Genomic DNA, 20,314 nt, shown 5'->3' on the forward strand with positions numbered 1-20,314 from the left:
ATCGTCCACCACACGATGAACACGACCAGCCCGAGGGCGAGGGCGGTCTCCAGCAGCACCACCCACATGGCGCGGCCTCAGGCGGAAGAGCCGGGCCGGGCCGGCGGGGCGGCGGGACGGGGCGGGCGGCTTTGCCTCATCGCCCCCCTCCGCCCGCGGTCTTCGCCTCCTTGAGGGCCTGATCCAGGGCTTGCGCGGTGCGGGGGCCCGTGTACTCGGTGCCGTCGGCGAGGAAGATGGCGGGGGTGCCCTGCAGGCCCAGACGCCGGGCCATGTCGTGCACGGGCTCCGCCCGGTATTCGCAGCCCGCCTTGTCGGCGGGAGGCACCTGGTCCCGCAGCATCAGATCCTCGAACGCCTTGCCCCGGTCCTTGGCGCACCAGACGGCCTGGGATTTGGTGAGGGAACTCTCGGAGAGGAACGGCCACAGGAAGGTATAAATGGTGACGTCGGTAAGCTGCACCAGTTCCTTCTGCAGCGCCTTGCAATAGGGGCAATTGGGGTCCTCGAAGGTGATGAGGGTGCGCTGGCCGTTGCCCTTCACCCGCTTCACCGCGAGCTTGAGCGACCCGTTGATCAGGGCGGCGTTGAGCCGGCTCACCGTCTCCCGGGTAAGGTCCTTGTAGGGGGCGCTGCGCACGTCCAGAAGCGCCCCGCCGGCGAACAGGAACTGGGCCTTTTCGTCGGTGTACATCACTAGGCTGCCCCGGGGGCTCGCCACGATCACCTCGTAGAGGCCGGCGAACGGGGTGGGTTTCACGCTTTCGATGCGCTCCCCCTGCAAGCGCGCCTCCAGCGCCTTCTTCGCCGCCTCGGCGTCGGCGCGGGCGAAGGCGGAAGGCAGCACCGCGAGTACGGCCGCCATCCCGGCGGTCAAGACGGATTTCAGCACGGCACGGTCCCTTTCGTCGTTGCGGTAGGGTGCGCCTGGGCGCACCGCTCTGTCTGGTATGTCGAGCGTGCGCTTCAGCGCACCGCATCCGGCGGTACTTTGCCGGCCCGCCGGTGCGTTTCGCGCGGCTCAACGCACCCTACATTATCCTCATTCGACCGCCTCGCCCAGCGCCTGTTGCGCCAGGCGCGCTTTCACGGGCGTGAGGGCGTCCACCAGCCGCAGCCCCGTGTTGCGCAGCCACCCGACGCCCCAGGCCCGGGCGCTGAAGAGGCGCGCGAGCCCGTCGGTGGCGAGCTGCATCAGGGCCACCTCCTCCCGGCGGGCCCGCTCGTAGCGGCGCAGCAGAAAGTAGTCGCCGCAGTCGGTCACCGGCCCCCGGTTCCTGAGGACCTCTGCCAGCACCCGCGCGTCCTGGAAGCCCAGGTTAACCCCTTGCCCGGCCAGGGGATGGATCGTGTGGGCGGCGTCCCCCGCGAGGGCCACCCGGGGCGCCGCGAGCCGCTTAACCTTCACGAGCCGCAGGGGAAAGGCCGCCGGCGGCGAGATCACGGCGAGCCCCCCCACCACGCCCCGGGAGGCCTCCTCCACTTGGGCGGCCAGTGCGGAATCGTCCAGGTTGAGGAGCGCCGCCGCGTGCGCGTCCCAGGTGGACCAGACCATAGAGACGCACTCCCCCGGCAGGGGCAGCAGCGCCAGCACCCCGTCCTCCCGGAACCACTGGAAGGCGGTGTTATGGTGGGGGCGCTCGCAGCGGAAATGGGCCACCACCGCCTGCTGGCCGTAGGGCTTCTCCGTCGCCTCGATTCCCGCTTGGCGCCGCACCCAGGAGTTCGCCCCGTCCGCCCCTACCACCAGCCGAGCCTCCAGGGTCTCGCCCCCTTCCAGGGAGAGGGCAATGCCCTCGAGGCCCCAGGCCAGGCCCGCGGGCGGGGGCGTCCGCCGCCACGCGAGATTCGCCTGCCCCGCCAGGGCGGACTCGAGGGCCGCCTGGAGCGCCCGGTGCTCCACGATATAGGCCAGCGCCGGCCGCCCCAGCTCGTAGGCGCTGAACACGATCCGGGAGCGGGCGTCGTCGCCGTAGACCTCCATGCGCTCCACGGTCGCGACGCGGGCGGGATCGAGCCGGGCCCACGCCTCCAGCTCGGCGAGGAACGCCCGGCTCCCGGGGCTCACGGCGTAGACGCGGGGGTCCCAGCCGGGAAGGACCCCGGGGGGCGCGGGGGCGCCATTTCGGACCGTCTCGCGCCCCTCGAGTTCCTCGACGGTTCGCCCCGGCGCTGCCGCGTCGATCGGGCTTGTCGGGTGCGCTTCAGCGCACCGCTCTCCGGTGTCGTTCCGGCGCGTCTCGCCTCCCTCGACGCCCCCTGCGGTTCGTGCCCGGGCCTCCGCGTCGATCAACGCCACCGCGAGCCCGCTGCCCCGAAGCGCCCGGGCGAGGGCCCGCCCCACGAACCCGCCGCCCACCACCGCCACGTCCCATTCCATGGGCGGATTATACCCGGCGGGCCTGCCGGGCCCGGCGCGGACGGGACGATCGGGGCGCGTTTCGAATTCCGCCGGGCCGCCGCTGTCTGCATTGGCCTCCCGGCGAATTGACGATATCATTTCTTAAAAGTCGATATCGCGGTGAAAGAATGATCCGAACGGTCGTGAGTCTCGATCCGGAAGACAAGGCCTGGTTGGACCGCAAAGCCCGGCAAGAAGGCGTTCCCATGACCGAGATCGTCCGACAAGCCGTTCGCCAATTGCGCGAGCGGTGCGAGTCCGCGCCCCGCATGGAACGACTCTTGGAGAAGACCCGGGGGATGTGGAAAGGCGATGATGGCCTCGTTTATCAGCGCCGTCTGCGGCGGGAATGGGACAGGCGCCGGTGACGGTCCTCTTGGACTCGGTGATTCTGATCGATCACTTCAACGGGATCGATGCCGCCACCCGCTACCTGGCCCAAAGCGGGGGCAGCGCGGCCATCTCGGTCATCACCCGGGCCGAAGTGCTGGCCGGTTTCGGGACCCGAGCGGCCGCCCTGGCGAAGCGCCTGCTCGACTGTTTTCCGACCCTGGCCATCGATCAGCCCATCGCGGACCGGGCCGCCGAGTTACGCCGCCGGCACCGCTGGAAGCTGCCCGACGCGTTTCAAGTGGCGCTCGCCCAGCACCACGAGCTGCGCCTGGCGACGCGGAACGTGAAGGACTTCCCTCCCGGCCGGTGGGACTTCGTCCTGGTGCCGTATACCCTCTGAGCACCTGTCTCAAAAATTGCCCGCGCCCACCCATCCCCCTCCCGGCCTCCCCCTTGAAGGGGCAGGATGACAGGGGCATGCCAGACCGTGGACGGGCTGGGGTAGGGTCCCCTCCCCTTCAAGGGGAGGGTTAGGGAGGGGATGGGTTCCCTCCCCTTCAAGGGGGCGGAGCGGGGGTTTCGCAGAGCACAGCTCTCTCGCCCGCGGAGCCGGTCCGGCCTGCAGGCCGGGCCGTGGACGGGTTAGGGAGGGGATGGGGTAGCCTGGTCGGTCGCGCCTCGCCGCAGCCTTTCTCCAGGTTGTAGGGTGCGCTTTAGCGCACCGCTTGGGGCGCTTCGGGGCTTGCCGCCGCTCGAGCCCCCGCCGGGTGCGCCTTGGGCGCAACCGCTCCGGCGTTTCGGGTCCTGCCGCCCGGTGCGTTTCGCGTCGCTCAACGCACCCTACGGGGGCGGTGCGTTTCGCGTCGCTCAACGCACCCTACGATGCCTGTTCGGGGTTGTAGGGTGCGCTTTAGCGCACCGCTTGGGGCGCTTCGGGGCTTGCCGCCGCTCGAGCCCCCGCCGGGTGCGCCTTGGGCGCAACCGCTCCGGCGTTTCGGGTCCTGCCGCCCGGTGCGTTTCGCGTCGCTCAACGCACCCTACGGGGGCGGTGCGTTTCGCGTGGCTCAACGCCCCCTACGACGCTTCCCGCCCCCCGGGTCCCTTGACGCCCCGCTCGTGCCGCCATACAGTAATACTGCAATACGCATGGAGGCGGTCATCATGCTGGCGTCGAAAGTCACGAGCAAATACCAGGCAACCATCCCTGCCGAGGTGCGCAAGCGGCTGGGTATCGAGAAAGGCGACAGGGTGGCCTTCGAGGTGGAAGGCCAAAAGGTCGTCCTGCGTCGGGTGTCACCCCTCGACGTGGAATACGCCAAAGCCGTCGTCGGGACGTTGAGCGAATGGGCGTCGGAAAACGACGAGGAGGCCTATCGTGGCCTATGAAAGGTTTGACGTAGTGGCGGTGCCCTTCCCGTTCACCGATTCGGCCCGGCAAAAGCGGCGCCCGGCCCTTGTGCTGTCCGACCGGGAGGCCTTCAACGATCCGGTGGGGCACAGCGTCATGGCCATGATCACGAGCGCAAAGAACCCCCCCTGGCCGCTGGATGTGCGCCTTGCCGATCTCGCCCGCGCCGGCTTGCCCGCGCCCTCCGTGGTGCGCATGAAGCTGTTCACGCTGGACCATCGCTTTGTCGTCCGCAAGCTGGGCGCCCTGGCCCAGGTCGACCGGAGGGCGGTGCGGCGATCCCTCGAGCGGGCGTTTGCCTGTTGACCAAGCGACGGGGGCGGTGCGTTTCGGCTGCGCTCAACGCACCCTACGATGCCTGTTCGGGGTTGTAGGGTGCGCTTTAGCGCACCGCTTGGGGCGCTTCGGGGCTTGCCGCCGCTCGAGCCCCCGCCCGGGTGCGCCATGGGCGCAACCGCTCCGGCGTTTTCGGGACCTGCCGCCCGGTGCTACGGGGGCGGTGCGTTTCGCTTCGCTCAACGCACCCTACGATGCCCGTCGGATGCGCCTGGGCGCGCCGCATCGGCATAAGCCTTTGATATATCGTATTTTCTAACCCTTCCCGCCGCCCCTGTTGCGTTTTTGCCGGCGGATTTGTCAAGCGCCTTGAGGCGCCGTTGCAATATTTTTCCCTAAGTCCTTGGGCGGACGGGCTCCCCGGCAGCCGCCGGGAGGTGTTGCGTCCGCGCAACAAATGGGGGGTCCGGGGGGGGCGTTTAGGCGGTTTTTTCTTGTTTCCCGGGCCGCCCCCTTGCCACAATACCCTCGACTTCTCGACCTTGGGGAGGGAAGTCGAGGAAATAAGGAACGTTCGCGAACCATCCTTATTTAGAGCAGCGATTCTTCAGAGGAGAAAACCGCATGAACAAGAAGTTGATCGCGCTGGCCGTCGCCGGCGCCCTGGCCGCCCCCCTGGCCGCCACGGCCGCCGACAACGTGACCATCTACGGCACCCTCAACATGAGCTTGGAGTCCGTGGACAACGACAATCCCACGGACGCCCGCCGCACCCGGGTGAACAGCAACTCGTCCAACATCGGCTTCAAGGGCCAGGAGGACCTGGGCGGGGGCTTGAAGGCCTGGTTCCAAGTGGAAAACGACGTCCGTCCCGACGGCTCCACCAGCGGCGCCTGGGCGGGCCGCAACAGCGCCGTGGGTCTCTCCGGCAACTGGGGTAATGTGTTCTTGGGCCGCTGGGATGAGCCGTACAAGCTCGCCACCATCGGCTACGACCGCTTCTACGCCACCGGCATGCCCGACATCGAGGCCCTGATCGGCAACAATAACGGCGTCGGCGGCACGTCAGCGGGCTTCAGCAACCGGCAGTCGAACATCGTCCAGTACTGGTCGCCCAAGTTCGCCGGCTTCTCGTTCAAGGTGTCCTATGCCCCCGACGAGGGTAAAACCAACGCTCAGAATCAAGACCGCTGGGCCATCGGCGCCAGCTACGAGTGGATGGGCCTGGGCATCGACGCCGCCTATGCGAAGCACAACGAGCAGCGCACCACCGGTGGTTCCAAGGGAGACGACACCGGGTGGAAAGTGGGCGTGCGCTACACCTTCAACCAGGGCAACACCTTCGTTGGCGCCGTGTGGGAAAGCCTGGAGTACGAAAACGTGGTGGCCGCCGGCTCTAAGGCCGAGCGGGACGCCTGGGGCATCGTGGGCTCCCACCGCATGGGTAATTTCGACCTGCGCGCCCAATGGTTCCACGCCGACGATGTGGACGGCTCCTGCGCGGGCGGCACGCCTACCACCACCTTCGTGGGTGGCATGCCAGGTTGCGGGATCGGCGACAGCGGCGCCGATCACTACACCGTGGGGGTGGGCTACCACTTCTCCAAGCGCACCGTGGCCTACGCCTACTACACCAAGATCAAGAACGACACCAACGCCGGGTACGACTTCTTTGTGAACCCTGCTGGTATTGGCAGTGGCGCGGCTGCGGCTGGACGGGATCCGGACGCCTTCGCGCTCCACGTCCGCCACAGCTTCTAAAGCGCGCGGGCGGCCACGAGCCGCCACCGCGCTTAAAGCGGGCTTTCGCCGGGCGCCTTCGGGCGCCCGGTTTTTTTTGTCGGGTGCGCCTGGGCGCACCGCTCTGGAGGTTTTCGCTCCGCTGTCCGGTGCGTTTCGCCTGCGGCTCAACGCACCCTACGGGGGCGGTGCTCCGCTGTCCGGTGCGTTTCGCCTGCGGCTCAACGCACCCTACGATTTGGGTTGTAGGGTGCGCCTTGGCGCAGCGCCCGATTTTATCTTTGTGCTAGGCTATTGGGCGCCGAGAAGAGGCAGGGGTTGATGGCCGGGTTAACGCTCGAACAGGCGGTAACGGTGAGCCGATGGGGTTATTGGAACAGCTGAGGCAGCGCAGGCAGGAAATCCTCGAGATCGCGGCACGCCACGGCGCGCACAACGTGCGGGTCTTCGGCTCCGCCGTACGCGGATCGGAAGAGACGTCGAGCGATGTTGATTTACTGGTGGACATGGAGGAAGGCCGCACCTTGTACGATCTGGTGGCCCTCCAGCAGGATCTGGAGCAGCTTCTCCGCCGCAGGACCGATGTGCTGACCCCCAATGCCCTCAGCCCCTATTTGAAGGACCGCATCCTGACCGAGGCTCAACCCCTTTGAGCAAGGACCGCTCCGTCTACATCCGGCACATTCACGACTGCATTCGCCGGATCGAAGAATACGTCCGCGATGGGAAAGAAGCTTTTTTGGCCGACAAGAAGACCCAGGACGCGGTCATCCGAAACCTGGAGGTCATCGGTCAGGCGGTCAGGGACATGGGCATCGATGACCTCAAAGCCCGGTATCCGGGGACACCGTGGGCGCAAATCGCCGCATCCCGCAACGTGCTGGCCCACCAGTATCTGGGCGTCGATATCCACCTCGTCTGGAATATCGTCGAACGGCATCTCCCACAACTCGCGGCCGACATTCGGGACATTGCGGCTTGCGAAGGAATTGCGCTGGAATGATCCGGGGCGGTCGCTCTCGGGTGCCCTCGAGCGCACCGTCCGGGCGCTTCCACCGGGCATTGGTGCGTTTCGCCTGCGGCTCAACGCACCCTACGACGCCTGTAGGGTGCGCTTTAGCGCACCGCCTCGGAGGTCTTTTGTCCCGTGACCGGTGAGTTTCGCCTACGCCCAAAGCACCCCACGTCTCGTAGCCTACGGCTGACTTGCATGCTGGGCGGGCTTGGCCTTATCTTGTGTTGACATCGTAAGGGTCGCAGGAGCGGTGAGCCCATGGGAACCACGGTACAAAAACTGTACGAGGAAGCGATGGGGCTCGACCCCGAGGAACGGGCGGCACTGACGGGCCTGTTGATCGAAAGCCTGGAGCCCGGATCGGAGGAGAGCGTAGAAGAGGCCTGGCTCGCTGAAATCGAGCGCCGCATGGCTGAGCTCGACGGCGGAGCCGTTCAGGCCGTCTCCTGGGAAGCGCTCCGGGCGAAGCTCTTCGGCGACAGGCGTGCCGGCGGGCGTTAGGTTCTACCCGGCCGCTGCCGAAGAGGTCCTGGCAGCGTTCGAATGGTACGCCGAACGCAGCGAGGCCGCTGCGGAGGGGTCTCGCAAAGAACTCCAACACGCGGTGGTGGCGATTTCCACGGCACCGACCAGGTGGCCTCGGTATGCCGCTTGCACCCGGCGCTACGTTTTTCCTCGCTTTCCCTACAGCTTGATCTACCGGCTGCGTGGTGATGAGGTGGAAGTGCTCGCCGTCGCCCACGGTAAACGCCGCCCGGGTTACTGGCGCGCCCGCGCACGACGCACCGCTTGAGCGCCGTCGGGTGCGCTTTAGCGCACCGCTCCAAGGCCCCTGATTCCGTATGCCGGTGCGTTTCGCTCGGCCCGACGCCCAAAGCCCCGGGCGTTTTCTTGTGCTAGGATTTGGTGCGTTTCGCTTCACTCAACGCACCCTACGACCGAGGCGCCCGGCCTCTGACGGGTTTCATGTTAGACTTCTGGCATGGCCAGCATTTCCTTCGACACCCACAAGTTCATCCGGCGCCTGCAGCAAGCGGGCGTTTCCGAAGCCCAAGCCGAGGCGATCGTCGATGCCTTCCGTGAAGCCTATGGGGAGGCGGAGCTCGCCACGAAGCAGGATCTTCGAGCGCTCGAGATGAAGCTGGAAGCGCGCTTCGAGGCGCTCAAGGGTGAGATGACCTTGATCAAGTGGATGCTCGGCCTCCTCCTGGGCGGCGTGCTCGCCCTTATCCTCAAAGCCCTCTTTCCCGGTTAGCACAGCTCCGCAGGCACCCGCACGCTGGCGGTGCGTTTCGGCTGCGCTCAACGCACCCTACGACCGAGGCGCCCGGTTTTTGGGCGTTTCGTGCTAGACTTTTTCCGTGGCCACCATCACCTTCGACACCCACAGTTCATCCGGCGCCTGCAGGAGGCCGGCATGACCGAGGCACAGGCCGAAGCCTTGGCCGACGCTTTCCGGGATGCCCAGGGCGAGGCGGATCTTGTGACCAAGAAGGATTTGCAAATCGAGCTCGCGCCCATCAAAGCGGACATCACGGTCGTCAAGTGGATGCTGGGCCTCCTCTTGGGCGGCGTGCTCGCCCTTATCCTCAAAGCCTTCTTTCCCGGTTAGTTGTCGGGTGCGCCTGGGCGCGCCGCTTGGGGCGCTTCGGGACCTGCCGCCGGTGCGTTTCGCGTGGCTCAACGCACCCTACGAGGCCCGTAGGGTGCGCCTTGGCGCACCGCTCTCAAGTCTACCCGGTGCGATATCCTTGACAGGCGTGAAATGCCGTGATTGCATCGATAAATCCAAAACAGACTACGATTCGGAACGCGAACATGACGGCGTTGTCGACTCGGCTTCCTGACGGACTGCTTAAGTCCTCGTAGAGGCAGCAGAGGCGCGCTTCCAGCGCGCCGCCTGAGCCTCGCCTTCGCATTGACACGTCCGCCGTTGAGGCGACCCGCGAAAAATGTTCAACCTGGACCCCCTGCTGATCACCCTGGACAACGCCCTGCGCACCCTCTTCGCCCCGGCCCCCTCGGCCCGCAAGCGGCCGGGGAGCGATCTTCCCGAGGCGCCCCTTTCCGACGACGAGCGCCGGCGGGTGGTGGGGCTCTTGCGGGTGGATCACGCCGGGGAGATCTGCGCCCAGGCCCTGTACCAGGGCCAGGCCCTGACGGCGCGCCATCCCGCGATCCAGGCGACCCTGCGCAAGGCGGCCCAGGAGGAGACCGAGCATCTCGCCTGGACCGAGGCGCGGCTCGCGGAACTCGGCGGGCGCACGAGCGTGCTCAATCCCGTCTGGTACGCCGGGTCGTTGGCCATCGGCGCCGTGGCGGGCCTCCTGGGCGACCGCTGGAACCTGGGCTTCCTGGCGGAGACCGAGCGGCAGGTGGAAGGCCACCTGGACGGACACCTGGAGCGGCTGCCCAAGCAGGACAGGAAGAGCCGGGCGATCCTCCTCCAGATGAAGATCGACGAGGCGCGCCATGCCTCCACGGCGCTCTATCACGGCGGCGCGGAGCTGCCCGCGCCGGTGCGGCTCGCCATGCGGGTCACCTCCCGGGTGATGACGTCGACGGCGTATTGGGTGTAGCCCTCTGGCGCGCTCAAGCGCGCAGAGGAGATCGAGGCGAATGGAGTTGTAGGGTGCGCTTTAGCGCACCGCTTCGGCGCTTCAGCGTATCGTTTGCAGCAGGAGAAAGGGGGTTCCTGCATGCCCAACTACCGGCGAAATCGGACTCCGGGCGCCACATTTTTCTGTACGGTGGTCGCGTACGAACGACGCCCCTGGCTTTGCACCGAGCCCATGCGCCAGGCCCTGCGGGAGGCGATCCGCCTGGTACGGTCCCGTCATCCTTTCCAGATCGTGGCATGGGTGCTCTTGCCCGACCACCTGCATTGCATCTGGCGGCTTCCACCAGGCGATGCGGATTATTCGGGGCGCTGGCGCATGATCAAGTCGGCGGTCTCCAGACGCTGGGGGGCGGGAGGCGATGAAACGCAGCCGGCGGCTTTCTCCCGCGCCAAGCGGCGCGAGCGGCTTATATGGCAGCGGCGATTCTGGGAACACACCATTCGTGACGAGCGGGATCTCGCGGCACACCTCGATTACATTCATTACAACCCGGTCAAGCACCGGTTGTGCTCGACCCCCGCGCAGTGGCCCTATTCCAGCTTCCACCGGTTCGTCAGGGAGGGGCGGTATCCGCTCGATTGGGCAGCGGGGGTGGCGCCGAGCGTTCCGGACAGCATTGGGGGTGAATAGCGCCGCCCTCTGTTGGCCGGTGCGTTTCGCATGGCTCAACGCACCCTACGGATTTGGGTTGTAGAAGCGGTGCGCCTTGGCGCACCGCTTCGGCGCTTCGGGACCTGCCGCCGGTGCTGCTGCCGGTGCGTTTCGCGTGGCTCAACGCACCCTACATGCCGGTAGGGTGCGCCTGGGCGCACCGCTTCGGCGCTTCGAGGTCCGGTGCCGGTGCTACACCCAAGGGCGGTGCATTTCGCTTCGCTCAATGCACCCTACGCTTCCAGTACCTCGAAGTCATGGGTGATCGACGCCGTTTTGCCTAGCATGAGGGAGGGCGGCCGCGACACGGAAGCCGCGCAGCGGTGGGAGCGGGAGCGGACGCAAGAGGCCTCCAAGGGACTAGGTCTCCAGCACCTCGAAGTCATGGGTGATCGATGCCGTTTTGCCTAGCATGATGGAGGCCGAACAATATTTCTCCGCCGAGAGCTTGATCGCCCGCTCCACCTGCTCGGGCTTGAGGCCCTTGCCTTTCACCACGAAGTGGAAGTGGATGCGGGTGAATACCTTGGGATCCTGGGCCGCCCGCTCGGCGTCGATCTCCACCACGCAGTCGGTGACGCTCTGGCGGGCTTTTTTCAGGATGTGCACCACGTCGAAGGCGGTGCACGCCCCCGTGCCCATGAGCACGGTCTCCATGGGGCGCGGCCCCAAGTTTCGGCCGCCCGCCTCGGGCGGCCCGTCCATGAGGATGGCATGACCGCTCTCGCTCTGGCCGAGGAAGCTCGCCTCTTCGACCCATTTGATCCTCGCCTTCACGTCCGCTCCTTTCCGCCGTATGGTTTCCGGCCGTTCGCCGCAGAGGCGCAGGGACACAGAGAAAGAATTATTCCTTAAACGCAAAAGGCGCCATATGCGCGCGAAGAGGAGATTTCCTCTCCTTTTCCGGCGCCTCTACGAAGGGCTTTTCTACTTTAACGAAGCGCCCATTGTAGTCGATACCAGCCATAGCCCAGGGCTTCGTGCAGGAAGCTGCGGGTGGCAAGGAGCGCGTCGGCGCGGGGCAGCCAATCGAACACGTCGCCGGCGAGCCGGGCCGCGTATCCCGTGGGGGCCGGGATCGCTTCGAAGCCCGCCTGCTGGAAGGCCATCGCCGCCCGCGGCGTGTGGGCCGCATGGGTCACCAGCAGGATGCGCGTGATCCCCGCGGGAGCGAGGATTTCCTTCGACCGCAGCGCGTTCTCCAGGGTGTTGCGCGCGCCTTCCTCGGCCCAGCGCACCGGGACGCCGAAGTCCTCTTCCAGCGCTTCCTTCATGGCGGCCGCCTCGCTGCGGGGGCGGCCGCGGGGATTTCCCCCGGTGACTAGGATCGGAAGGCCGCTCGCGCGGGCGAGCCGCGCCGCGTAGCGCAGCCGCTCCAGGGTCCAGGAACCGACCGTGTCCTCGGCGTATTCGGGGGAGGCGAACAGGGTGCCTCCGCCCAGTACGACGATGGCCTGGGCCTGGACGCGCTGGGGATCTCCCGCGAGGGGAGGGGGCTCCAGAAGCCCCAAGGCACGGTAGGCCACCGCCGGGGTGGAGGCGATCCACAGGCCGAGGATCCCGGTGGCCAGAAAGGCTTTTGCCGCTCCCGGGCGCCGCTTGAGCAGGGCCCAGCCTGCTAACAGGGCAAGCAGAAGGGAGGCGGGCGGGAGAAGGAACCCTCCTAAAAGCTTGACCATGGGCCCGCTCGTCATGTTAATGATTTAAAATCAATTTGTTAAATATTTTTCGCGGCCTCTGTGACGCGATGCAAAAAAATACTTGCATTGGCGGCTCATTTCAGGCATAATGCGCTTACATTGAATGCTCGTCATGGGTATTCAATGGTTGTCTCCTCCATCCTCCTCCTAAGGTGGAACTCGGCGCAACCCCATCAGGTTGCGCCTTTTTTTTCTCCTTTTGGGTAGTCGAGATTGAATCTCTTTCCATTTCCGGCGGCATAATCGCCTTTTATGGCAACGCAATATTAGAGTTATAAAATATTAGTTTCACGTGATATTCATTGGCCTCAACGGTGACCGGATGGGGCGTCCTCCCGGTTCACCCGCATTCCCTCCATCGCCCCATTTCCCCGCCCGGGCGGGTGCGCTTGTGGTTTGACACTTAAAGGAAAACTAACCTAAAATTCGCGCCTTTCCTCCGATCGAATCGTCCGATGAAAACCTATTCGACCAAGCCCCAGGACGTGAAGCGCGACTGGTTCGTGGTGGACGCCACGGACAAGGTGCTTGGGCGCCTCGCCAGCGAGATCGCGCGCCGGCTCCGGGGAAAGCACAAGCCCATCTACGCCCCCCACGTGGATGCCGGCGACTACATCGTGGTGATCAACGCGGACAAGATCCGCGTGACGGGCAAAAAATTGGATCAGAAGATCTACTACCGGCACAGCGGTTACCCCGGCGGGCTCTACAGCACCAGCCTGCGCAAGCTGCAGGCGCGCTTTCCGGCGCGGGTAGTCGAAAAGGCGGTCAAGGGCATGCTGCCCAAGGGTCCCCTCGGCTACGCCATGTTTCGCAAGCTCAAGGTGTACGCGGGTCCCGAGCATCCCCACGCCGCCCAGCAACCGAAGCAGTTGGACATCTGAGGAGCGCCGATGATAGGCGAGTTTTACTACGGCACCGGCCGTCGCAAGAGCGCGGTGGCCCGGGTGTTCATGAAGCCCGGCCGGGGCGAGATCCGGGTCAACGGCAAACCCATCGACGAGTTTTTCTCCCGCGAGACGGGCCGCATGATCGCGCGGCAACCTCTGGTCTTGACAAACAACGAAGCGCGGTTCGATATTCGCATCAACGTCCATGGAGGCGGCGAATCGGGCCAGGCCGGCGCGGTGCGCCACGGCATCACCCGCGCCCTGATCGACTACGACGCAGCCCTGAAACCCGTGCTGCGCAAGGCGGGGCTGGTCACCCGGGACGCGCGGGAAGTAGAACGGAAAAAGGTGGGCCTGCACAAGGCGCGGCGGCGCAAGCAGTTCTCCAAGCGGTAAGAACGATACCAACGAGGGACATTGGGGGTGGCCCCGCCGGCCGGGGTTCACCCCTTTTTCTTTTCGGGCGGCACCGATCGGTGGAGCCGCCCAGGCGGTGGAAGCGGGACTCATGATCAAGGTCGGCATCGTCGGCGGCACGGGTTACACGGGGGTGGAGCTGCTCCGGATCCTGGCGGAGCACCCCGAGGTCCGGCTGCACGCCATCACCTCCCGCAAGGAAGCGGGCATGGCGGTGGCGGAGCTGTTTCCCAGCCTGCGCCGGCAGGTGCAGCTCAAATTTTCCGCCCCGGAGGCGGCGCCCCTGGCGGAATGCGACGTGGTGTTCTTCGCCACCCCCAACGGTGTCGCCATGGAACAGGCCCCGGCGCTTCTCCGGGCGGGGGCGCGGGTGATCGACCTCTCGGCGGATTTCCGTCTGGCGGACGTGGCCGCCTGGGAGAAGTGGTACGGCATGGGCCATGCGAGTCCCGCGCTCGTTTCCGAGGCGGTCTACGGCCTGCCGGAAGTGAACCGGGAGCGCATCCGCTCGGCGCGGCTGGTGGCCAACCCGGGCTGCTATCCCACGGCGGTCCAGCTCGGATTCCTGCCCCTGGTGGAGGCGGGGGTCGTGGACCTGGCGCACCTGGTGGCCGACGCCAAATCGGGGGTGAGCGGGGCCGGGCGCAAGGCGGAACTGCCCCTGCTCTTCTCGGAAGCCTCCGACAACTTCAAAGCCTACGGGGTACCGGGCCACCGCCATCACCCGGAGATCGTCCAGGGGCTCACGCGGGCGGCGGGTCGGCCGGTGGGGCTTACCTTCGTGCCCCACCTGACCCCCATGGTGCGGGGGATCCACGCCACCCTCTACGCCCGGCTCACCCGGGAAACGGACGCCCAGGCCCTGTTCGAGGAGCGTTACGCCCGCGAGGTCTTCGTCGACGTGCTGCCCCCCGGCAGCCATCCCGACACCCGCTCCGTGCGCGGCGCGAACCTGTGCCGGATCGCCGTGCACCGGCCCCAGGGGGGCGACACCCTGGTGATCCTGTCGGTCATCGACAACCTGGTGAAGGGGGCCGCCGGACAGGCCGTCCAGAACATGAACCTCATGTTCGGGCTGCCGGAAGGCTTGGGGCTCACCCACGCGCCCTTGTTCCCCTGATGGCGCTCAAGGATCTGCGCAGGCGCTTCGGCATCGCTGCGCCGCAAGTGGCGATCCGCCCCCAGGTCCCGTGGTACTGGAGAACCTTGAGCATCGTGCTCCTCACGGTGGCCTTGGGGTTCCTCGCTTGGCGGTTGTTCGAGACCGGGCGGGAGGTGGCGGGCTTCAGCGCGGCGGAGGCGGCGGGCGAGCTGGCGCGGCTGCGGAGCCTGAGCGAGCGGCTCACCCGGGAGAACGAGGAGCTGCGGTTGCGCACCGCCCGGGCCGAAGGCGAGCTGCAGGTGGAGCGGGCGGCCCAGGAGGATCTGGCGCGCCAGGTCAAGACCCTGATCCAGGAGAACGCCCAGCTCAAGGAGGATCTGGCGTTCTTCGAGAGCCTCACCTCCGGCGTCGGTCCGGGGCGGCAGCTCGCGGTGCACCGCTTCGTTCTGGAGCGGGACATCGTCCCGGACGAATACCGCTACAGTCTCCTGCTGGTACAGCCGCCGGGCCAGGGCAAGCCGTTTCGCGGCCGGCTCCAGTTCGCGGTGCGGGTGGTGCAGGGCGGGCGGCAGGCGGTCATTCCCCTTCCCGGGCCGGACGCCCCGGATCCCGCTGCCTTCAACGTGAGCTTCCGGGTGTTTCAGCGCGTGGAGGGGCGATTCAAGGTGCCGCCGGGGACGGCCGTGGAAAGCCTGCAGGTCCAGGTGTACGGCGAGGGACGGCGGGAGGCTCTCGTCACCGAAACCACCGCTCTTTCGTAAGGGGAGGAACCGGGATGTTCTTCAACAAGCCGACCAAGCCGCACAATCGCATCGATTGTCTCATCGGCGCGGGAACCCGCATCGACGGCAACATCGTCTTCAACGGCGGGCTGCGGGTCGACGGGCACGTGCGGGGCAGCGTGATCGCCTCGGGCGAGTCCGCGTGCACCCTGGTGCTGAGCGAAAACGCCACCATCGAGGGGGAGATCCGGGTGTCCCACGCAGTGATCAACGGCACGGTGGTGGGACCCGTCCACGCTTCCGAATACCTGGAACTCCAAAGCAAATCCCGGGTCCGGGGAGATGTGCACTACGCCCGCATCGAGATCCAGGTGGGCGCGTTGGTGGACGGGCAGCTCGTGCACGACCAGGCCGCGGCGGAGAAGGAAAACGTGGTGACCCTCAAGCCCGCCACCAGCGATTGACCCGGGTCGACGTCGGCTTCATAATGAAAGCAAACGGGTTTTTCCAGGAGCGGAACATGAACGCAGTGACCGAGACTCCGCTGATCTTCACCGACAGCGCGGCGAACAAGGTGAGGCAGTTGATCGACGAAGAAGGCAATCCCGAGCTGAAGCTGCGGGTATTCGTGAGCGGCGGCGGCTGCTCCGGGTTCCAGTACGGGTTCACCTTCGACGAATCGATCAACGAGGACGACACCGTGATGGAAAAGAATGGCGTCACCTTGCTGATCGATCCCATGAGCTTCCAGTACCTGGTGGGCGCCGAGATCGACTACCAGGAAAGCATCGAGGGGGCGCAGTTCGTCATCAAGAACCCGAACGCGGTCACCACCTGCGGCTGCGGCTCCTCGTTCTCGGTGTAAGTCCCGGGAGGCCGTCTCCTGGCGGCGGGAGCTCTCCCGCCGCCTCTCCAGCCCACCCGGATCAGGCCGGGTAGATCGCTCCCAGGACCCGGGGTCCTGCGGCGCCGGTCGCCTCCGGCACGTTTCCCGGAAGACCCAGGAGGGTGGCGCGGGCAAGCCAGGCGAAGGCCGCGGCTTCCACCCATTCCACCGCGATTCCCAGGACGTCGGTCAGCTCGACCCGGCGAGGGCCGAGCCGCTCCCTCAAAGCCGCCACCAGGGCGCCGTTGCGGGCCCCCCCGCCGCAGAGGTACACCTCGTCGGCGTCGGGGCAGGCGGCCTCGATGGCCGCCGCCACGCTTTCGGCGGTGAGCCGAAGGAGCGTGGCTTGCACGTCCTCCGGGCGCTCGCCTCCCCGCAGGTGGCGGTTCAGCCACGCCTCGTGGAAGCGTTCCCGGCCGGTGCTCTTGGGCGGCGCCGCCCGGAAGTAGGGATCTTCCAGCAAGGTCTCGAGCAAGGCGGGGATCGGCCGGCCGGAGCTCGCCCAGGCGCCGCCGGCGTCGAACCGCTGCCCCCTGTGCCGGTGGCACCAGGCGTCCAGCAGGACGTTGCCGGGGCCCGTGTCGAAGCCGAGCACGGTGCCGTCAGAGCGGAGCACGCTCACGTTGGCGATGCCGCCGATATTGACCACGGCGCGGGTGCGGCCCTTAAGGCCGAACTGGGCCCGGTGGAAGGCGGGCACCAGGGGCGCCCCCTGGCCCCCCGCCGCCAGGTCCCGGCTGCGAAAGTCGGCCACCACCGGCACGCCGGCCAGCTCGGCCACCAGGGCGGGCTCAAGAAGCTGGAGGCTGAAGCGGGACTCGGGCCGGTGGCGCACCGTTTGCCCATGGCAGCCTGCCGCCCGCACGGCGGGTTTCCCCGGAGCGGTCTCCAGCAGCCTCTTCAGGGTTGCGGCGTAGAGCCGGGAGATTTCTTGGGCGGCGAGGGCGGAGCGCTCCAGCTCGTTGTCCCCGGGCTGGGCGAGGCCCATGAGCTCTGCGCGCAGGGCGTCCGGGTAGGGGGTGTGGGCGGTGGCCACCAGCCGTCCGCGGTCGCCCTGGAATTCCACCACCGCTCCGTCAACCCCGTCCAGGCTGGTTCCGGACATGAGGCCCGCGTATCGCTCGACGGCGCTCGAGGCGGCGGAAGGCATGGGAGAGGAGCTCGCGGGCCCCAGGGGCGGTCAGCCCCTGGGGCCTAGCAGGACTATTCGGCGCGGGCCAGCATCACGCTGCGCATCAGGTCCATCCGGGCGGTGAGGCTCGCCGCAGCGGCTTTGAACGCAGCCCGGTGCCGAGCGCCGATGGGCGGGGCCTCCGGCATGACCACTCGGAGGGGATCCCGCTGCACCCCGTTCACCCGGAATTCATAGTGCAGGTGGGGACCCGTGGCCCAGCCGGTCATGCCCACGTAGCCGATGGTCTGACCCTGTTCCACCCGGGCGCCGGGACGGATGCCCCGGGCGAAGCCCGACAGATGGGCGTAGGCGGTGCTGTAGCCTCCGGCGTGCTGGAGGATGACGATGTTGCCGTAACCCCCTTGCTTGCCGGCGAACGCGACCCGCCCGCTGCCCGTGGCGCGCACGGGCGTGCCGGTGGGGGCGCCGTAATCGACCCCTCGGTGCGCCCGCCACTCCTTGAAGATGGGATGGAAACGGGCCTGGGTGAACCCGGAGGTGATCCGGGAGAAGGGGAGGGGGGAGCGCAAAAACGCCTTTTTCAGGCTCTTGCCTTCCGGGGTGTAGTAACCGCTGCCCTCGGGGGTGGCGAAGTGGATGGCCCGGTGGGTCTTGCCGTCGTTCACGAACTCCGCGGCCAGGATGCGTCCCGAGCGGATCGGCGCCCCGTCATAAAGCTCCTCCTCGTAGAGGACGATGAACCGGTCGCCCTTGCGAATGTCGCGGTGGAAGTCGATCTCGGAGGCGAAGATTTCCGCCATCTGGATGGCGATGGCGTCGGGAATGCCGGCCGCGTCGGTCGCCCCGAACAGGCTGCTCTCGATGGTGCCCGCCTTGAGCACGACCCGCTGCTCGATCGGCGGGGCGGCGGTGCGCACGGAAAAGCCCTCGTCGGAGCGGTCCACGGCGAACTCCTCGTTGGACCCGTCCAGATACCGGAACGCCAGCAGCCGGCCGTCCTCGCTCACCTGGGCCTTCACCGTTTTGCCGGGGACCAGGCGGCGCAGGGCGGGGCTGCCGCGCACACTCTGGAGAAAAGCGACCGTATCCCCGTTGTCCACGCCCAGGCGGGACAAGAGGGCTCCCACCGTGTCGCCTTTCTGGATCACCTCTTCCTGCCAGAAGGCCAGCGCGGGTTCCCGCTCTTCCGTGGCGAGGAGCAGGTCGAACTCTTCCACCACGCTGCGCTGGGGGACGGTCTCGACCTGGGTTCCGGGGGCGATGCCGAAAGCGGCCACCATGCCGAAGAGGGGAATGGCGAAGAGGACCATCATCCAGCGGCGAGAGCGCCGGACGGCCCGGGTGCGGTCTTCGGTTAGAATCTCATGCTCGATCATGCCTCCCTCACTGACCGGCTGGGTTTGTAAAAAAATGCAACTTTAGCACCGAGCCCGCGCGCCGTCTCCCGATGGGAACATGGCGGGCAGCGGCTTTGTCGCCCGCCCCAAAATCAGATTCTAAGAAACTTTTTTAAAAAATCAATTTATTTTATTGTTTGAAATAAGGAAACGGACTTGAGCGATTCTCTAGGGATCGAGCGGGCTTTGGCCCAGATCCGCCGCGGTTGCGAAGAGCTGATCTCCCAGGACGAGCTCGCCCGCAAGCTCGCCCGGGGGGGGCCGCTGCGGGTCAAGGCCGGTTTCGATCCGACCGCCCCGGATCTGCACCTCGGCCACACCGTGCTGCTCAACAAGCTGAGGCAGTTCCAGGATCTGGGCCACACGGCGTTGTTCCTGATCGGCGATTTCACCGGGATGATCGGCGATCCCTCGGGCAAGAACGCGACCCGCCCCCCCCTTACGCGACAGGAGGTCGAGGCGAACGCCCGGACTTACGCCGAGCAGGTGTTCAAGATCCTCAAGCCCGAGCAGACAGAGGTGGTCTTCAACTCCACCTGGATGGACCGGCTCACCGCCGCCGACATGATCCGCCTGGCCGCCACCTACACGGTGGCCCGGATGCTGGAGCGGGACGATTTCGCCAAGCGTTACCGCAGCAACCAGCCGATCGCCATCCACGAGTTTCTCTACCCTCTGGTGCAGGGTTACGACTCGGTGGCGCTCAAGGCCGACGTGGAGCTGGGCGGGACCGACCAGAAGTTCAACCTGCTCATGGGGCGCGAGCTGCAAAAGCACTTCGGCCAGGAGCCCCAGGTGATCCTCACCATGCCCCTGCTGGAGGGCCTGGACGGGGTCAACAAGATGTCCAAGTCCCTGGGCAACTACGTGGGCATCAACGAGCCGCCCCAGGAGATCTTTGGCAAGCTCATGTCCGTCTCCGACGAGCTGATGTGGCGCTACATCGAGCTGCTGTCGTTCCAGCCGCTGGAGACCGTCCGGCGCTGGAAGGAGGAGGTCGCCCAGGGCCGCAATCCCCGGGACGTCAAGGCGGAATTTGCCCGGGAGATCGTGGCGCGCTTCCACGGTACGGAGGCCGCGGCGCGGGCCCAGGCCGAGTTCGAGGCCCGGTTCCGGTATGGGGCTCTGCCCGAGACCATGCCCGAAGTCAGCCTGGAAGCGGGTGGCGAAGGGCTACCCATCGCCCAACTGCTCAAGCGGGCGGGGCTGACGGCCAGCACCTCGGAGGCGCTGCGCATGATCGGCCAGGGCGGCGTGAAGCTGAACGGGACGCGGGTGACCGACGCCCAGCTTCGCCTTCACCGGGGCGAGACCGTGGTCGCGCAGGTGGGCAAACGCAGGTTCGCCCGCGTGGTGCTGGTCTGAGCCCTCTGGCGTAACGTCTGGAAGCCGTTTCCCTCCATTGGCGAGCCACCGTCCGCACTCGCGGGCGGTGAAATTCCTTGACCCCGATGCGCCGCCCTGTATAATGCCGCCCTTCGCCGCATTCGCGGCATTGCTCTTTAACAATCGAACAGCCGATCGGTGTGGGCACGGGTTAGAGGGGTCGTGGGGTGCGCTTTTGAGCAGCGGCTTTGAAGGACCCTGAAGCTTGGGCTCATGCCGAGGAGTTCTGTCACG

The 20,314-nt window shown here is 66.7% G+C and carries 26 protein-coding genes; 20 read left to right on the top strand and 6 right to left on the bottom strand.

The window, feature by feature from the left end; genetic code table 11:
* Positions 1 to 136: 136 nt before the first annotated feature.
* Complete coding sequence (locus ACUVYZ_RS14845; protein WP_439935220.1) at positions 137 to 892, bottom strand: DsbC family protein; 756 nt, start codon at positions 890 to 892, stop codon at positions 137 to 139.
* A 150-nt stretch (positions 893 to 1,042) separates the two neighbouring features.
* Positions 1,043 to 2,380 carry an FAD-dependent monooxygenase gene (locus ACUVYZ_RS14850; protein WP_439935221.1) on the bottom strand — a complete coding sequence of 446 codons (1,338 nt, stop codon included), beginning with the start codon at positions 2,378 to 2,380 and terminating at the stop codon, positions 1,043 to 1,045.
* A 149-nt stretch (positions 2,381 to 2,529) separates the two neighbouring features.
* Here ACUVYZ_RS14850 and ACUVYZ_RS14855 point away from each other — a divergent pair, with 149 nt between their 5' ends.
* From ACUVYZ_RS14855 to ACUVYZ_RS14915, 13 genes are all read left to right on the top strand, one after another.
* Complete coding sequence (locus tag ACUVYZ_RS14855; RefSeq protein ID WP_439935222.1) at positions 2,530 to 2,769, top strand: ribbon-helix-helix domain-containing protein; 240 nt, start codon at positions 2,530 to 2,532, stop codon at positions 2,767 to 2,769.
* Positions 2,766 to 3,134, top strand: a complete 369-nt coding sequence (locus ACUVYZ_RS14860; RefSeq protein ID WP_439935223.1) for a PIN domain-containing protein — start codon at positions 2,766 to 2,768, stop codon at positions 3,132 to 3,134. Before ACUVYZ_RS14855 ends, ACUVYZ_RS14860 begins: the two co-directional genes overlap by 4 nt.
* A gap of 746 nt (positions 3,135 to 3,880) precedes the next feature.
* Positions 3,881 to 4,120 (top strand): AbrB/MazE/SpoVT family DNA-binding domain-containing protein, encoded by a 240-nt coding sequence (locus ACUVYZ_RS14865; protein ID WP_439935224.1) that lies wholly within the window; start codon positions 3,881 to 3,883, stop codon positions 4,118 to 4,120.
* Complete coding sequence (locus ACUVYZ_RS14870) at positions 4,110 to 4,448, top strand: type II toxin-antitoxin system PemK/MazF family toxin (protein WP_439935225.1); 339 nt, start codon at positions 4,110 to 4,112, stop codon at positions 4,446 to 4,448. The genes ACUVYZ_RS14865 and ACUVYZ_RS14870 overlap by 11 nt, the downstream gene beginning before the upstream one ends.
* 594 nt (positions 4,449 to 5,042) lie before the next feature.
* Complete coding sequence (locus ACUVYZ_RS14875) at positions 5,043 to 6,179, top strand: porin (RefSeq protein ID WP_439935226.1); 1,137 nt, start codon at positions 5,043 to 5,045, stop codon at positions 6,177 to 6,179.
* A 341-nt stretch (positions 6,180 to 6,520) separates the two neighbouring features.
* Positions 6,521 to 6,811, top strand: coding sequence for a nucleotidyltransferase family protein (locus tag ACUVYZ_RS14880; RefSeq protein ID WP_439935227.1), 291 nt, complete (start codon positions 6,521 to 6,523; stop codon positions 6,809 to 6,811).
* On the top strand, positions 6,808 to 7,161 hold the full coding sequence (locus ACUVYZ_RS14885; RefSeq protein ID WP_439935228.1) for a HepT-like ribonuclease domain-containing protein: 354 nt from the start codon (positions 6,808 to 6,810) through the stop codon (positions 7,159 to 7,161). The genes ACUVYZ_RS14880 and ACUVYZ_RS14885 overlap by 4 nt, the downstream gene beginning before the upstream one ends.
* A 270-nt stretch (positions 7,162 to 7,431) precedes the next feature.
* The gene (locus ACUVYZ_RS14890; protein ID WP_439935229.1) at positions 7,432 to 7,674 is read left to right on the top strand and encodes an addiction module protein; all 243 of its coding nucleotides are present in this window, start codon (positions 7,432 to 7,434) and stop codon (positions 7,672 to 7,674) included.
* Positions 7,658 to 7,966, top strand: a complete 309-nt coding sequence (locus tag ACUVYZ_RS14895) for a type II toxin-antitoxin system RelE/ParE family toxin (RefSeq protein WP_439935230.1) — start codon at positions 7,658 to 7,660, stop codon at positions 7,964 to 7,966. The genes ACUVYZ_RS14890 and ACUVYZ_RS14895 overlap by 17 nt, the downstream gene beginning before the upstream one ends.
* 189 nt (positions 7,967 to 8,155) lie before the next feature.
* Positions 8,156 to 8,428 (top strand): coiled-coil domain-containing protein, encoded by a 273-nt coding sequence (locus ACUVYZ_RS14900; protein WP_439935231.1) that lies wholly within the window; start codon positions 8,156 to 8,158, stop codon positions 8,426 to 8,428.
* A gap of 162 nt (positions 8,429 to 8,590) precedes the next feature.
* Positions 8,591 to 8,785, top strand: coding sequence for a DUF1640 domain-containing protein (locus tag ACUVYZ_RS14905; RefSeq protein WP_439935232.1), 195 nt, complete (start codon positions 8,591 to 8,593; stop codon positions 8,783 to 8,785).
* A gap of 340 nt (positions 8,786 to 9,125) precedes the next feature.
* Positions 9,126 to 9,752: a 2-polyprenyl-3-methyl-6-methoxy-1,4-benzoquinone monooxygenase gene (coq7, locus tag ACUVYZ_RS14910; RefSeq protein WP_439935233.1), complete on the top strand. Its 627-nt coding sequence runs from the start codon at positions 9,126 to 9,128 to the stop codon at positions 9,750 to 9,752.
* A gap of 120 nt (positions 9,753 to 9,872) precedes the next feature.
* Positions 9,873 to 10,424, top strand: a complete 552-nt coding sequence (locus ACUVYZ_RS14915) for an REP-associated tyrosine transposase (RefSeq protein ID WP_439935234.1) — start codon at positions 9,873 to 9,875, stop codon at positions 10,422 to 10,424.
* Positions 10,425 to 10,805: 381 nt separating this feature from the next.
* On the opposite strand, the gene ACUVYZ_RS14920 is transcribed toward ACUVYZ_RS14915, so the two are convergent.
* Positions 10,806 to 11,222: an OsmC family protein gene (locus ACUVYZ_RS14920; protein WP_439935235.1), complete on the bottom strand. Its 417-nt coding sequence runs from the start codon at positions 11,220 to 11,222 to the stop codon at positions 10,806 to 10,808.
* Positions 11,223 to 11,377: 155 nt separating this feature from the next.
* Entirely contained in the window at positions 11,378 to 12,124 is a 747-nt protein-coding gene (locus tag ACUVYZ_RS14925) for a YdcF family protein (RefSeq protein WP_439935236.1), read from the bottom strand.
* Between the two features lie 476 nt (positions 12,125 to 12,600).
* On the opposite strand from ACUVYZ_RS14925, the gene rplM reads away from it, so the two are divergent.
* The 6 genes from rplM (at position 12,601) to erpA (ending at position 16,141) form a co-directional block, all read left to right on the top strand.
* Positions 12,601 to 13,029: a 50S ribosomal protein L13 gene (rplM, locus tag ACUVYZ_RS14930; protein WP_439935237.1), complete on the top strand. Its 429-nt coding sequence runs from the start codon at positions 12,601 to 12,603 to the stop codon at positions 13,027 to 13,029.
* A gap of 9 nt (positions 13,030 to 13,038) precedes the next feature.
* The gene (rpsI, locus tag ACUVYZ_RS14935) at positions 13,039 to 13,431 is read left to right on the top strand and encodes a 30S ribosomal protein S9 (RefSeq protein WP_439935238.1); all 393 of its coding nucleotides are present in this window, start codon (positions 13,039 to 13,041) and stop codon (positions 13,429 to 13,431) included.
* 112 nt (positions 13,432 to 13,543) lie between these two features.
* Entirely contained in the window at positions 13,544 to 14,572 is a 1,029-nt protein-coding gene (argC, locus tag ACUVYZ_RS14940) for an N-acetyl-gamma-glutamyl-phosphate reductase (protein WP_439935239.1), read from the top strand.
* Positions 14,572 to 15,315, top strand: a complete 744-nt coding sequence (locus ACUVYZ_RS14945) for a DUF6776 family protein (protein ID WP_439935240.1) — start codon at positions 14,572 to 14,574, stop codon at positions 15,313 to 15,315. Before argC ends, ACUVYZ_RS14945 begins: the two co-directional genes overlap by 1 nt.
* 14 nt (positions 15,316 to 15,329) lie before the next feature.
* The gene (locus ACUVYZ_RS14950; RefSeq protein ID WP_439935241.1) at positions 15,330 to 15,740 is read left to right on the top strand and encodes a bactofilin family protein; all 411 of its coding nucleotides are present in this window, start codon (positions 15,330 to 15,332) and stop codon (positions 15,738 to 15,740) included.
* A 56-nt stretch (positions 15,741 to 15,796) separates the two neighbouring features.
* A complete protein-coding gene (gene erpA, locus ACUVYZ_RS14955; RefSeq protein ID WP_439935242.1) occupies positions 15,797 to 16,141 on the top strand; it encodes an iron-sulfur cluster insertion protein ErpA in 345 nt (114 codons plus the stop codon).
* Positions 16,142 to 16,202: 61 nt separating this feature from the next.
* Here the strand turns inward: erpA and ACUVYZ_RS14960 are convergent, their stop codons facing one another.
* Positions 16,203 to 17,312: an anhydro-N-acetylmuramic acid kinase gene (locus ACUVYZ_RS14960; RefSeq protein WP_439935243.1), complete on the bottom strand. Its 1,110-nt coding sequence runs from the start codon at positions 17,310 to 17,312 to the stop codon at positions 16,203 to 16,205.
* Positions 17,313 to 17,365: 53 nt separating this feature from the next.
* A complete protein-coding gene (locus tag ACUVYZ_RS14965; RefSeq protein WP_439935244.1) occupies positions 17,366 to 18,673 on the bottom strand; it encodes a M23 family metallopeptidase in 1,308 nt (435 codons plus the stop codon).
* 177 nt (positions 18,674 to 18,850) lie between these two features.
* On the opposite strand from ACUVYZ_RS14965, the gene tyrS reads away from it, so the two are divergent.
* Positions 18,851 to 20,059, top strand: coding sequence for a tyrosine--tRNA ligase (gene tyrS, locus ACUVYZ_RS14970; protein ID WP_439935245.1), 1,209 nt, complete (start codon positions 18,851 to 18,853; stop codon positions 20,057 to 20,059).
* The last annotated feature ends 255 nt before the right edge of the window (positions 20,060 to 20,314 follow it).

This window comes from Pelomicrobium sp. P1 (genome assembly GCF_052805615.1).

Excerpts from the sequence above, each read along its gene's own strand:
- ACUVYZ_RS14850 (WP_439935221.1), bottom strand. The coding sequence starts at position 2,380 with ATGGAATGGGACGTGGCGGTGGTGGGCGGCGGGTTCGTGGGGCGGGCC.
- ACUVYZ_RS14855 (WP_439935222.1), top strand. The coding sequence starts at position 2,530 with ATGATCCGAACGGTCGTGAGTCTCGATCCGGAAGACAAGGCCTGGTTG.
- ACUVYZ_RS14865 (WP_439935224.1), top strand. The coding sequence starts at position 3,881 with ATGGAGGCGGTCATCATGCTGGCGTCGAAAGTCACGAGCAAATACCAG.
- ACUVYZ_RS14875 (WP_439935226.1), top strand. The coding sequence starts at position 5,043 with ATGAACAAGAAGTTGATCGCGCTGGCCGTCGCCGGCGCCCTGGCCGCC.
- ACUVYZ_RS14880 (WP_439935227.1), top strand. The coding sequence starts at position 6,521 with ATGGGGTTATTGGAACAGCTGAGGCAGCGCAGGCAGGAAATCCTCGAG.
- ACUVYZ_RS14890 (WP_439935229.1), top strand. The coding sequence starts at position 7,432 with ATGGGAACCACGGTACAAAAACTGTACGAGGAAGCGATGGGGCTCGAC.
- ACUVYZ_RS14900 (WP_439935231.1), top strand. The coding sequence starts at position 8,156 with ATGGCCAGCATTTCCTTCGACACCCACAAGTTCATCCGGCGCCTGCAG.
- ACUVYZ_RS14905 (WP_439935232.1), top strand. The coding sequence starts at position 8,591 with ATGACCGAGGCACAGGCCGAAGCCTTGGCCGACGCTTTCCGGGATGCC.
- coq7 (WP_439935233.1), top strand. The coding sequence starts at position 9,126 with ATGTTCAACCTGGACCCCCTGCTGATCACCCTGGACAACGCCCTGCGC.
- ACUVYZ_RS14915 (WP_439935234.1), top strand. The coding sequence starts at position 9,873 with ATGCCCAACTACCGGCGAAATCGGACTCCGGGCGCCACATTTTTCTGT.
- ACUVYZ_RS14925 (WP_439935236.1), bottom strand. The coding sequence starts at position 12,124 with ATGGTCAAGCTTTTAGGAGGGTTCCTTCTCCCGCCCGCCTCCCTTCTG.
- rplM (WP_439935237.1), top strand. The coding sequence starts at position 12,601 with ATGAAAACCTATTCGACCAAGCCCCAGGACGTGAAGCGCGACTGGTTC.
- rpsI (WP_439935238.1), top strand. The coding sequence starts at position 13,039 with ATGATAGGCGAGTTTTACTACGGCACCGGCCGTCGCAAGAGCGCGGTG.
- argC (WP_439935239.1), top strand. The coding sequence starts at position 13,544 with ATGATCAAGGTCGGCATCGTCGGCGGCACGGGTTACACGGGGGTGGAG.
- ACUVYZ_RS14945 (WP_439935240.1), top strand. The coding sequence starts at position 14,572 with ATGGCGCTCAAGGATCTGCGCAGGCGCTTCGGCATCGCTGCGCCGCAA.
- ACUVYZ_RS14950 (WP_439935241.1), top strand. The coding sequence starts at position 15,330 with ATGTTCTTCAACAAGCCGACCAAGCCGCACAATCGCATCGATTGTCTC.
- erpA (WP_439935242.1), top strand. The coding sequence starts at position 15,797 with ATGAACGCAGTGACCGAGACTCCGCTGATCTTCACCGACAGCGCGGCG.
- ACUVYZ_RS14960 (WP_439935243.1), bottom strand. The coding sequence starts at position 17,312 with ATGCCTTCCGCCGCCTCGAGCGCCGTCGAGCGATACGCGGGCCTCATG.
- ACUVYZ_RS14965 (WP_439935244.1), bottom strand. The coding sequence starts at position 18,673 with ATGATCGAGCATGAGATTCTAACCGAAGACCGCACCCGGGCCGTCCGG.